Source organism: Demequina oxidasica (assembly GCF_000975115.1).
Taxonomy (GTDB): domain Bacteria; phylum Actinomycetota; class Actinomycetes; order Actinomycetales; family Demequinaceae; genus Demequina; species Demequina oxidasica.
The window spans coordinates 14,099-25,995 of the sequence record NZ_BBRE01000002.1; the positions used below are offsets into that span (position 1 = coordinate 14,099).

10 protein-coding genes are annotated in these 11,897 nt (G+C 63.7%); all 10 read left to right on the forward strand.

The features are described from left to right. Positions 1-159 precede the first annotated feature (159 nt). Positions 160-2,262, forward strand: coding sequence for a cellulase family glycosylhydrolase (locus AOP77_RS07075; protein ID WP_084622437.1), 2,103 nt, complete (start codon positions 160-162; stop codon positions 2,260-2,262). A gap of 207 nt (positions 2,263-2,469) precedes the next feature. Further along, complete coding sequence (gene ilvD / locus AOP77_RS07080; RefSeq protein ID WP_062211609.1) at positions 2,470-4,167, forward strand: dihydroxy-acid dehydratase; 1,698 nt, start codon at positions 2,470-2,472, stop codon at positions 4,165-4,167. Positions 4,168-4,234: 67 nt separating this feature from the next. Further along, positions 4,235-4,429: a hypothetical protein gene (locus tag AOP77_RS07085; protein WP_062211612.1), complete on the forward strand. Its 195-nt coding sequence runs from the start codon at positions 4,235-4,237 to the stop codon at positions 4,427-4,429. Between the two features lie 67 nt (positions 4,430-4,496). Beyond that, complete coding sequence (locus tag AOP77_RS07090; protein WP_062211616.1) at positions 4,497-4,787, forward strand: DUF1905 domain-containing protein; 291 nt, start codon at positions 4,497-4,499, stop codon at positions 4,785-4,787. A gap of 87 nt (positions 4,788-4,874) precedes the next feature. Further along, the gene (locus AOP77_RS07095) at positions 4,875-5,420 is read left to right on the forward strand and encodes an RNA polymerase sigma factor (protein ID WP_062211620.1); all 546 of its coding nucleotides are present in this window, start codon (positions 4,875-4,877) and stop codon (positions 5,418-5,420) included. After that, complete coding sequence (locus tag AOP77_RS07100) at positions 5,417-6,937, forward strand: WD40 repeat domain-containing protein (protein WP_152649816.1); 1,521 nt, start codon at positions 5,417-5,419, stop codon at positions 6,935-6,937. Before AOP77_RS07095 ends, AOP77_RS07100 begins: the two co-directional genes overlap by 4 nt. Before the next feature lie 272 nt (positions 6,938-7,209). Further along, positions 7,210-9,051 carry an acetolactate synthase large subunit gene (locus AOP77_RS07105; protein WP_062211627.1) on the forward strand — a complete coding sequence of 614 codons (1,842 nt, stop codon included), beginning with the start codon at positions 7,210-7,212 and terminating at the stop codon, positions 9,049-9,051. Positions 9,052-9,054: 3 nt separating this feature from the next. Beyond that, positions 9,055-9,594, forward strand: coding sequence for an acetolactate synthase small subunit (ilvN, locus tag AOP77_RS07110; protein WP_062211630.1), 540 nt, complete (start codon positions 9,055-9,057; stop codon positions 9,592-9,594). 91 nt (positions 9,595-9,685) lie between these two features. Beyond that, positions 9,686-10,720, forward strand: a complete 1,035-nt coding sequence (ilvC, locus tag AOP77_RS07115; RefSeq protein ID WP_061965037.1) for a ketol-acid reductoisomerase — start codon at positions 9,686-9,688, stop codon at positions 10,718-10,720. A gap of 11 nt (positions 10,721-10,731) precedes the next feature. Further along, positions 10,732-11,772 (forward strand): 3-isopropylmalate dehydrogenase, encoded by a 1,041-nt coding sequence (locus AOP77_RS07120; protein WP_061965039.1) that lies wholly within the window; start codon positions 10,732-10,734, stop codon positions 11,770-11,772. Positions 11,773-11,897 lie beyond the last annotated feature (125 nt).

Consider the following 11,897-nt stretch of genomic DNA (forward strand, 5'->3'; position numbering starts at 1 on the left):
GGGGACAGCCTAGAAGTTGACGTCGCGTCAATGTCAAGTGTCGGTGAGGTCTCATTCGACCAGTTCGCTTGCGCCGTAATACTTAATCGATTTAGTATGGCCACACCTCGGACCAAGTGACCGAGGAGTCAATGACGACACCACTGCAAGGGGAATCCAATGGGACGACTGCAAGCAAAACACTTAATCGTTATAGTTGCGGGCGTCGCGCTCGCGAGTATTGCGATACCGGCGGCGGCACAGCCAAGCGCCGGTACAGGACTCGGCAACGACGCGAGCCATGCCTCGGATTGGCGAGACGGAGCCCACGGGTGGGCATCGGTGAAGGACTGGTGGAACAACCGCAAGGACAAACCTCCGCTAGAGGATCAGTTTGTCGACACGCACAAGAACAGCTTCACGCTCGGAGGCAAGCCGTACGGGGTGGTCGGTTCAAACAACTACTACCCGATGTACGAATCGGAGGCCATGACCGATGCGCTGTTTGAGAGGGCGGCCGATTCTGACTTCAACACGATGCGCGTGTGGGGTTTCTTCGCGGTTGGCTCACCCGGTGGGGGTGACAAGCCTACGGTGACGGATTCGGATAAGGGCGTCTACTTCGAGTACTGGGATGACGCAGCTGGCGCACCTGCGTATAACGATGGCGCCAACGGACTCGAGAAACTTGATTACGTGGTGGCGAAGGCCAAGGAAGAGGGGCTAAGGCTGGTGCTGCCGCTATCCAACAACTGGACCGCGTTCGGTGGAATTGACCAGTACAACGTGTGGGCCGGCAATGACTACCACTCCGATTTCTACACGGATCCTCAGACCCGTCAGTGGTACAAGGACTGGGTCGACCACCTGCTCAACCGCGTGAACACCTACACGGGCGTGGCCTATAAGGACGAGCCTGCCATTATGGCGTGGGAGCTTGCGAACGAGCCGCGGTGCATCGGCGATGGTGGACCAGCCGACGGCTCGTGGGGAAACGGTAGTTTCCCGCGCGACCCCTACTGCAGCGCGGACACGCTGCTGCCGTGGGTGACGGAAATGTCGAGCTACATCAAGTCGGTCGACTCCAACCACCTCGTCGCTACCGGTGACGAAGGATTCCTGGACCAGTCCGGTGCGGACGACTGGGCCTATGACGGCTCGGATGGAGTGGACTCCAAGGCCTTCGCGCAGGTCGACTCGATCGACTACCTGTCCTTCCACCTCTACCCGGACCACTGGGGCAAAGACGCTGACTGGGGAACGCAGTGGATCAAGGATCACAACAACATTGCGAAGCAGATCAAGAAGCCTGCGCTCATGGGAGAGTTCGGTTGGACTGACAAGTCCACGCGCAACACCGTCTACAAGGAGTGGCTCGACGCATCCCTGAAGACCAAGGGTGCGGGCTCGCTCTACTGGATCTTGAGCGATGATCGCGACGACGGCAGCTTGTACCCGGACTACGACGGCTTCACGGTCTACTGCCCGGGCCCCGTCTGTACCACCATCGGAAACTACGGAAAGCAGCTCGCGCATTACGGCTTCGGAACGTTTGCACCGGTAGCCGACCACGATGCTGTGACGGTGCCGTTCGGTGAGTCTGCCACGGTCAACCTGGTTGCCAACGACATTTCGTACTCGGCAAAGATCAAGTCCAGCACGGTCGACCTCGACGCGTCTAAGCGAGGCGTGCAACGTTCGGTGGCGGTCGCCGGTGGCACTGCGTGGGTGGATTCACGCGGCTTAGTGACGGTGGTTCCCGACGCTGACTATTCGGGCAAGGTTGTGGTTCCATACACGGTGCGCGACAACTGGTACCGCACGTCCAACACTGCGAACCTCACGGTGACGGTGCTGCCGGACCCGAATGCCTCGGTAGTCATCGATGACTTTGACGCCGATGCCGAGGGCTGGTCTTGTGATGGAACCGGATCGGTCGCATCGGTCAACGGTCAGGGTGTCTTCACCAATGACACTGGTGACTGGGCCTGGTGCCTGAACACGCTGCCCGCGGCGCTCGACCTGAGCGATAAGGACTCGGTGACCATCGACTTTGTGGGCACTGATTCGGGAGTGAACCCCGAATTCGCGTTCAAGGTGGGAAGCGGCTGGGAGTGGTGCCAGGTGGCTCCGATCTCAGGCACCTGGAACACGCCGGGTGAGGTGACCGTGGACCTGTCCGCGCTCACCGGGTCGTGTGCCGACGGGTTGAACGATGTTCACGCCATCGGCATGGGAATGCAGGCGGGCGTACACACGTACGACAACCTCAAGGCCAACTAGAAGCAAGGCGATGGTGCCCCACAGGGGCGGGGGAGGACTCTCTGCTTTCCCCGCTCCTGTGGCACGTAGGCGTGGCAACAAAGTTGACGTGGCGTCAATGTTAGCGTCACGCGCTGGGAGTGTTTTCCGCTCAAGCCGGTCGATGCATCGGCCAGCCTCAGCGCGTTCGTTGCCCGTGGCATCGGCGGAAGTCCTAAACTCTGGGGCATGACTGAATTCGATATCAAGCCCCGCTCGCGTCAGGTCACGGATGGCATCGAAGCCACCGCCTCGCGAGGAATGCTCCGCGCAGTAGGAATGGGTGACGACGACTTCGCCAAGCCGCAGATCGGCATCGCGAGCTCGTGGAACGAGATCACCCCCTGCAACCTGTCGCTCCAGCGCCTCGCGCAGGCGTCCAAGCAGGGCGTCCACGCCGGCGGCGGCTACCCGCTCGAGTTCGGCACCATCTCCGTGTCCGACGGCATCTCCATGGGCCACGAGGGCATGCACTACTCGCTGGTCTCGCGCGACATCATCGCCGACTCGGTCGAGGTCGTCATGCAGGCAGAGCGCCTCGATGGCTCGGTGTTGCTGGCTGGCTGCGACAAGTCGCTGCCCGGCATGCTGATGGCCGCCGCGCGACTCGACCTCGCGTCGGTGTTCCTCTACGCGGGCTCGATCATGCCCGGCCACGTCACGCTCGAGGACGGGACCTCCAAGGACGTCACCATCATCGACGCGTTCGAGGCCGTGGGTGCGTGCGCCGCGGGCCTCATGTCGGAGGCCGACCGCCTCGCCATCGAGAAGGCGATCTGCCCCGGCGAGGGTGCGTGTGGCGGAATGTTCACCGCCAACACCATGGCGTCCGTGGGCGAGGCGCTCGGAATGTCGATTCCCGGCTCCGCCTCACCGCCCAGCCCCGACCGTCGCCGCGACATGTACGCGCACAAGTCCGGCGAGGCAGTGGTCAACATGCTGCGTCAGGGCATCACCGCTCGCGACATCATGACCAAGCCGGCCTTCGAGAACGCAATTGCGGTTGTCATGGCGTTCGGTGGGTCGACCAACGCCGTGCTGCACCTGCTGGCCATCGCGAAGGAAGCAGATGTGGACCTCACGCTTGCGGACTTCTCGCGCATCGCCGACCAGGTCCCGCACCTGGGTGACCTCAAGCCGTTCGGGCAGTTCGTGATGAACGATGTGGACCGCGTGGGTGGTGTTCCAGCCGTCATGAATACGCTGCTCGAAGCCGGCCTGATGAACGGCGACGTGATGACCGTGACCGGCAAGACTTTGGCCGAGAACATGGAAGACCTCAAGCCCAACAAGATTGACGGCCGCGTGGTGCGTGCGCTGAACAACCCGATCCACAAGTCTGGTGGCATCACCATCCTGCACGGCTCGCTCGCACCCGAGGGTGCCGTGGTCAAGTCGGCAGGATTCGACACTGACGTGTTCGAGGGCACCGCGCACGTCTTCGACGGCGAGCGCAAGGCGCTGGACGCGCTCACCGCGGGCGAGATCGTCGCCGGCGACGTCGTAGTCATTCGCTACGAAGGACCCAAGGGCGGTCCTGGCATGCGCGAGATGCTGGCCATCACCGCTGCCATCAAGGGTGCGGGACTCGGCAAGGACGTGCTGCTGCTCACTGACGGCCGCTTCTCCGGAGGCACCACCGGCCTATGCGTGGGCCACGTTGCCCCCGAGGCCGTTGACGCTGGTCCCATCGCGTTCATCAAGGACGGCGACAAGATCACGCTCGACGTCGCGAACAAGAAGCTCGACCTGCACGTGGACGAGGCTGAGCTCGAGGCACGCAAGGTGGGCTTCGAGCCGCCAGCACCTAAGTACACGCGCGGCGTGCTCGCCAAGTACGCCAAGCTCGTGGGCTCGGCCTCCACCGGGGCAGTGGTTGGGTACTAGTCAGCCGGACCCTGTGGGGTCGGAGTCGGAGGGGCCCGCTGCGGAAAGCTTTTCGCAGCGGGAGGCGATGGCACCCAATGCCGGGCCGCACGCGTCCATCACCGGAATCCCTCGCTGGGCGCTGATCGTGGTGCCGTTCATCCTCGTAGTAGTAGTGGTGGGGATCGGCTTCGCGATTGCTGGCGCCACGAGTATTGACGGAGGCCCAGGCTTCGCGACGCCGACGCCTCGGGCGCCCGCTCCTGCCACGCCGGCGCCCTAGTCGCCCGACCAACTTTTCTTGAAGCGAGGGCTTACCGCGCCGGGAACGTACTTGATAGATTCGTCAGATGAGTCAAGCGATTGGACCTCTGGACCACGCCTTCACGGCAACGATCGGCGTAGAGGTCAAGGGCGAGACCTGGGCCTGCGTCGAGATGCCGAGTTCGGCAGACTTCTTTGGAACCGGCAAATCTGTCAAGGTGGACGCGGTTGTCGATGAGGTCGAGGTCGCCAACGTTGCTCTGATGCCTACCGGACGGGGAGGGCACATGCTGTCTCTCAATGCCAAGGTGCGCAAGAAACTGGGCAAGGACTTAGGCGACGAGGTCTCCGTCCGCTTGACCCGGCGGTTGACCTAAGGTTCCCCGCCCCGCCGTACTAGGGTTGCCCCAACCTTTTCGGTACCGCGACCGTTCATGGTGGTGAGAGGCAACTAAAGGGGACAGATGTCGAAGGCGATGGCAGATCCGATGCTCGAGGAGCTGTGCCGGCAACGGTACGGGCACCTAGTGGCATTGGCGACGATGCTGACGGGCTCACGTGAGAGCGCACCTGATCTAGTCCAGGAGGCCCTGATCGCTGTCTTCGGCAAGCGACGCAGTTTTCCGTCCCTGAACGCGGCCGATGCATATGTCCGCCGGGCGATCTCGTCTCGTTTTGTCGACGGTGTGCGGAAATCGTCCCGCCGGCGCGCGTCAGAGTCGGGGTTTGCGTCCCAGCAACCTGGCGCCCATCTGGATGTGGTGGGCGACGACGCAGAATTGAATGCACTGCTCGCCCAACTGCCGCCGCGGGTGCGGGCGTGCATTGTGTTGTGCTATGTCGAGGACCTGCCAATCACCGAGACCGCGCGGGCGCTGTCGCTGTCGGAAGGCAGCGTCAAGCGCTATGTGCACGATGGCCTGCAGCTTCTCAATGGTGCTTTGGGCACCACGGAATCGGTGGACGATGCGCCCCGAGTCGCGGTCGAGACACGAGGAGCGCAGCGATGAGCGGATTAAGCGATCGGATGCGCGGCCAGGCTCGCAGCATCGAACAGGGCGTACCGGCTCTGGCGAGCGGTGAAGTGGAACAGATCGGCAAAGTGGCGCGCCGCAAGCGTCGCTCCCGGACGGCGCTGCTCGCTACGGGCGTGAGCGGGGGAGTCCTCGCCATTGGCGGTGCCGCGGCGCTGCTGCTCCTTGGCGACCGCTCGACAGCGGATCCGATTGCGCCGTCGCCGTCGCCGTCGCTCTCGTCGTCATTGTCGCCGCCTCCCTCGCCGCCTCCTTCGCCGTCGGCTTCACCGAGCGTCATGCCGGAACCCACGACGTCCGCTGAACCTACCGGGACGCCGGTGCGGACCTTTGAGGCGCCCGAGGCGACTGGCGCGGATTCCTTCCCTATGCCATTTGGGGACGCTGAGGACGCAGCGGTGGCGATGCAGTGGGAGAACAACGTGGGGGGCAGCTTCGAAACACCGCTGTGGAGCGCCGACGGGTCGAGCTTTGTGAGTGTGCTCCGTTCGGACAGACTGTATTCGGTGCAGTATCGCGACCCATCGTCCGGTGAGGCGCGGACTCCCTGGGCCGACTGGTCCACCTTGCCGCCGGTAGTGGAGTGGGCGCCTCAAGGCGCGACCTTTGCATTGTGGTACTCGCCGGAGGGCGGCGACCCAATGCTGCGGATTTATGACGCCGGCACGGGTGACTCCACCGCGGTTGCGACGTCACCTTCCGACATGGTCACCCACCTTTCCTGGTCACCGGATGGCTCCCTGCTCGCAGTCAGTGCTGCCGACCTTGACGCCCGCAAGGCGACTTTCGCCATTGTCAATGTGGCGACGGGTGAAGTGACGGCGAGCGGGCTTAGTGGCGACGCAGCTGAGTTTGGCGTCATCACCGACCAGATCTACTACCGCTCCATGGACCCCGACGGCAGCGGGCTCGCGGTGACGCGATCCGATGCGACCTTGCCGGAGGTCATGGCGCAGGGCCGCGAGCCGGGCGACTCCGTAGTTGGAGTCGAGCCGATCGCCTGGAGTCCCGACGGACAAACTGGAATCGTGGTGGTTCCGGACGACGGCGATGCCGGAGCGCTCTACCTCGTTGATGGTGCGACGAATGAGGTGAGATCCGTTGAGGGGGCGTATTCGGCGATCCGACCTATCGCCTGGGCGCCGGACAGTGCCCACTTTGCCTTGGCCGACAAGGACGGTACGACGGTCACGATGTTCGCGGCCGACGGGTCGAGCGTGAACTCGTGGAACGTCAACGGCGTGAACCCCAACGGCTGGGTGCAGGGCATTGCCTGGACCCCCGACTCCCAGCAAGTGGCGGTGGCAGTCCCCGCCGGCGATGGGGACGTGGCGCAACTGGCCTTCGCGAAGGCCGACGCGGAGTCGTTGACGGTGTTGAAGGCGGGACCGCCGATTAGCAGCAACGGGCCGGCGTGGTCGCCGCAAGGCGATCAACTGGCGTGGCCGACTCAGAGTGGCTCCACGTCGCAGGTGTTGGAATTTCGGGACTAGGTACGTCGCCACGCCCACGCCGCGTCTCATATGTTAAGACGGTGAGCCACGATATGAGATTCTCTCGCTGTGGCGTGACAATCCCCCTGCGCGGGCGTACAGTCTTCTACATGCAGACGACTCTCGTAGTAGTTATTGGGCGCGCGGACATTTAGTCCTCGACCCGGCATCGTCCGCGCGCATACCCCGAAAGCCACCCAGGCTAAGGGGTTTTTCCATGCGAGGCGGATTGCGAGAGTCGCCTCACCACATCACACTCAATGGGAGAGAAGATGGCACAGGCCCCGGCCCCCAAGCCGTCCGCGATGAGCGCGACAGCGACCCAGGCACGACCAGCCACCACGACGCAGGCGCGTGGCGGAGGCGAGGAAATGAACGGCGCGCAGTCGCTTATCCGCTCGCTTGAGCGCGCGGGCGCGACCGATATCTTCGGTCTCCCGGGCGGCGCAATCCTGCCGGCCTACGACCCGTTGATGGACTCCACGATCCTGCGTCACATTCTGGTCCGCCACGAGCAGGGAGCAGGCCACGCGGCTCAGGGTTATGCCCACGCCACCGGTCGTCCAGGTGTCTGCATCGCGACGTCCGGACCCGGCGCCACCAACCTGGTGACGCCCATTGCCGACGCGAACATGGACTCGATTCCTATGGTCGCCATCACCGGTCAGGTGGCTGCGGCCAACATTGGCACGGACGCCTTCCAGGAGGCGGACATCGTGGGCATCACGCAGCCCATCACCAAGCACAACATGCTGGTGACGGACCCTGCCGACATCCCGCGCGCAATTGCCGAGGCCTTCTACATCGCCACCAACGGTCGCCCGGGCCCAGTGCTCGTGGATGTGACTAAGTCGGCAATGCAGACGCAGACGGTGTTCAACTGGCCCGACAAGATTGAGCTGCCCGGCTTCAACTCCGGCGCCAAGCCGCACTCCAAGACGGTGCAGGAAGCTGCACGTTTGCTCGCGACGGCACGCAAGCCCGTGCTGTACGTGGGTGGCGGCGTCATCCGCTCCGGAGCATCGGAGGGCCTGCTCAAGCTCGCCAATCTTTCCGGCGCAGCGGTCGTGACCACGTTGATGGCACGAGGCGCTCTTCCCGACAGCCACCCGCAGAATCTGGGCATGCCGGGTATGCACGGCACCGTGCCCGCCGTCGCGGCCCTGCAGAACGCCGACCTGGTGGTGTCGCTGGGTGCGCGCTTCGACGACCGCGTCACCGGCAACCTGGACTCTTTCGCCCCGCTGGCGACCATCGTCCACGCGGACATCGACCCCGCGGAGATCGGCAAGAACCGTCACGCGGACGTGCCGATCGTAGGTGACCTCAAGGACGTCTTTGCTGACCTGGTGCCCGCCCTCGCCGAGGAGCACATCAAGCACGGCAAGCCGGACCTCGAGGGCTGGTGGAAGCAGCTCGACGAGTGGCGCACCACCTATTCGCTGGGCTACACGCCCACCGATGACGGACTCGGCTCGCCGCAGCACGTCATCCAGCGCCTGGGTGAGATCTCCGGACCGGAGTCCATCTTTGTGGCCGGCGTGGGCCAGCACCAGATGTGGGCCAGCCAGTTCATCAAGTACGAGCGCCCCAACTCGTGGATCAACTCGGGAGGCCTGGGCACCATGGGCTTCTCGGTTCCCGCTGCGATGGGGGCCAAGGTGGGAGCACCGGATCGCACCGTGTGGTCAATCGACGGTGACGGTTGCTTCCAGATGACCAACCAGGAGCTCGTGACCTGCGCGCTCAACGAGATCCCGATCAAGGTTGCGATTATCAACAACTCGTCGCTGGGCATGGTGCGCCAGTGGCAGACCCTGTTCTATAACCAGCGCTACTCGAACACCGACCTCAACACGGGTCACGGCACCGCCCGCGTGCCCGACTTCGTGAAGTTGGCCGATGCCATGGGTTGCGTGGGTCTGCGCTGCGAGTCCGATGCGGACGTCGACGCGACCATCAAGCGAGCGATGGAGATTGATGACCAGCCCGTGGTTGTGGACTTCACAGTGTCGCGCGACGCGATGGTGTGGCCGATGGTTGCTTCGGGTACCAGCAACGATGAGATTCAGTACGCCAAGGGCATTGCCCCCAAGTGGGACCGTGAGGACTAGACCATGACGGACAAGCACACTCTCTCCGTACTCGTGGAGAACAAGCCCGGCGTGCTCGCGCGCGTCTCCGGCCTATTCTCGCGACGTGCCTTCAACATCCACTCGCTGGCGGTGGGCCCCACCGAGCACCCCGAGATCTCCCGCATCACGGTGGTGGTCGACGTGGACGAGCACCCGCTCGAGCAGGTCACTAAGCAGCTGAATAAGTTGATCCACGTGCTCAAGATTGTGGAGCTCGAGCGTGACCGGTCGGTCCAGCGCGAGTTGTTGCTCGTCAAGCTACGTGCCGATGCGCGTCAGCGCACCGAGATCCTGCAGGTGGTCGAGCTGTTCCGCGCCAAGGTGGTCGACGTCGCGACGGACTCGCTTGTAGTCGAGGCGGTCGGTACCCCTGAGAAGCTTGAGGCGCTGCTTGCGGCCCTCGCGCCCCATGACATTCGCGAGATTGTTCAGTCGGGCACCGTCGCGATTGGCCGCGGCGCGCGTTCCATCACGGAGCGTGCGCTCGACCGTAACCACGGACTTATTCAGAACGCTAGCTAGCGCTACTGCCCAGGCAGCCGCAGCATCGGCCGCCTGAAATCTTTACCGTTTTTTCATCAGAATTCGTCAGATAAGACATAAGGAGAAAATCATGGCTGAACTGTTCTACGAAGAGGATGCAGACCTCTCGATCGTCCAGGGCAAGAAGGTTGCCATCGTCGGTTACGGCTCGCAGGGTCACGCGCACGCGCAGAACCTTCGCGACTCGGGCGTCGAGGTGCGCGTTGCGCTGCGCGACGGCTCGCGTTCCACCGCGAAGGCCGAGAACGACGGCTTCACCGTCCTCTCCGTCGCCGATGCCACGGCTTGGGCCGACCTCATCATGATCCTCGCGCCGGACCAGTTCCAGCGCACGATCTACAACGACGAGATCAAGCCCAACCTCGCCGAGGGCAAGATCCTCGCGTTCGCACACGGCTTCAACATCCGCTTTGGCTACATCGAGGCTCCTGAGGGCATCGACATCATCCTGATCGCCCCCAAGGCTCCCGGTCACACCGTGCGTCGCGAGTTCGTCGCCGGTCGCGGCATCCCGGACATCATCGCCGTCGAGGCCGATGCTTCGGGCCAGGCTTGGGATATCGCCAAGTCGTACGCCAAGGCCATCGGTGGCACGCGCGCCGGTGTCATCAAGACCACGTTCACCGAAGAGACCGAGACCGACCTGTTCGGCGAGCAGGCCGTCCTTTGCGGTGGCACCTCGCAGCTCGTGCAGTACGGCTTCGAGGTCCTGACCGAGGCCGGCTACCAGCCGGAGATCGCTTACTTCGAGGTGCTTCACGAGCTCAAGCTCATCGTCGACCTCATGCACGAAGGTGGCATCACCAAGCAGCGCTGGTCCGTGTCCGACACGGCCGAGTACGGCGACTACGTCTCCGGCCCCCGCGTCATCACGCCCGAGGTGAAGGAAAACATGAAGGCTGTGCTCGGCGACATTCAGAACGGCGCGTTCGCAAAGCGCTTCATTGACGACCAGGACAAGGGTGGCCCCGAGTTCCAGGAACTTCGCAAGAAGGGCGAGACGCACTCGATCGAGGACACCGGCCGCGAGCTGCGCAAGCTGTTCGCATGGTCCGGCGTTGACGCTGCGGACGCCGACTACGTCGACGGCCAGACGGCTCGCTAGAAGGTATCTCTGTGACCAACTACCGCCTTGCAGTAATTGCTGGAGACGGCATCGGACCCGAGGTCGTAGCGGAGGGGCTCAAGTGCCTCTCCGCCGCGACCGAGGGCACCGAAATCTCGTTCGAGACGACCGACTTTGACCTGGGTGCCAAGCGTTGGCACGCGACGGGCGACACGCTCACGGACATCGACCTCGAGGCCATCCGTGGCCACGATGTGATTCTGCTGGGTGCGATCGGTGACCCGTCCGTGCCTTCCGGCACGCTCGAGCGTGGGGTACTGCTGCCGCTGCGCTTCGCCCTAGACCAGTACGTGAACCTGCGTCCCTCGCGCCTGTACCCGGGAGAGGTGTCACCACTGCGTGACGTCGATTCGGTGGACTTTGTGGTGGTGCGTGAAGGCACCGAGGGACCGTACGTGGGCAACGGCGGCGCGCTGCGCGTCGATACGCCTCACGAGATCGCGACCGAGGTTTCCATCAACACGCGTCACGGTGTGGAGCGCGTGGTTCGCTACGCGTTCGGCGTGGCTCAGGGGCGCGAGCGCAAGCAGCTGACCCTGGTTCACAAGCACAACGTGCTGGTGAACGCCGGCCACCTGTGGCGTCGCACCGTCGAGGCCGTCGCGTCAGAGTTCCCGGACGTGACCTGGGACTACCTGCACATTGACGCCGCGACCATCGTCATGACCACCAACCCGGCCAAGTTTGACGTCATTGTGACGGACAACCTGTTCGGCGACATCCTGACCGACCAGGCGGCAGCCATCTCTGGCGGCATCGGCCTGGCGGCGTCCGGAAACATCAACGCAGACAAGACAGCACCGTCGATGTTCGAGCCCGTTCACGGCTCGGCCCCCGACATCGCCGGTAAGGGCATCGCGGATCCGTCCGCGACGGTTCTGTCCGTGGCGATGCTGCTGGACTTCCTTGGCTACGCGGAGCTCGCTGCAAAGGTTGAGGGCGCTGTGGCGGCCGATGCTGCGGCGAAGGATGGTTCGGCACGTTCCACCAGCGAGGTCGGCGACGCCCTCGCAGCCCGCATTCGCGGTTAGTTTTTCCCAACGTCCTAGCGGTATCTGAGTGCGGTTGTCAGACCGAGTTCAGCACTCATGTACCGCTAGGACGCAACACCTTTGAGAAAGGCCTGACATGAGCACCGGCATCCCGGGTCAAGGAT

Coding starts and splice junctions, on each gene's coding strand:
- AOP77_RS07085 (WP_062211612.1), top strand. CDS start 4,235: ATGGCACCCAATGCCGGGCCGCACGCGTCCATCACCGGAATCCCTCGC.
- AOP77_RS07105 (WP_062211627.1), top strand. CDS start 7,210: ATGGCACAGGCCCCGGCCCCCAAGCCGTCCGCGATGAGCGCGACAGCG.
- ilvN (WP_062211630.1), top strand. CDS start 9,055: ATGACGGACAAGCACACTCTCTCCGTACTCGTGGAGAACAAGCCCGGC.
- AOP77_RS07075 (WP_084622437.1), top strand. CDS start 160: ATGGGACGACTGCAAGCAAAACACTTAATCGTTATAGTTGCGGGCGTC.
- ilvD (WP_062211609.1), top strand. CDS start 2,470: ATGACTGAATTCGATATCAAGCCCCGCTCGCGTCAGGTCACGGATGGC.
- AOP77_RS07095 (WP_062211620.1), top strand. CDS start 4,875: ATGTCGAAGGCGATGGCAGATCCGATGCTCGAGGAGCTGTGCCGGCAA.
- ilvC (WP_061965037.1), top strand. CDS start 9,686: ATGGCTGAACTGTTCTACGAAGAGGATGCAGACCTCTCGATCGTCCAG.
- AOP77_RS07090 (WP_062211616.1), top strand. CDS start 4,497: ATGAGTCAAGCGATTGGACCTCTGGACCACGCCTTCACGGCAACGATC.
- AOP77_RS07100 (WP_152649816.1), top strand. CDS start 5,417: ATGAGCGGATTAAGCGATCGGATGCGCGGCCAGGCTCGCAGCATCGAA.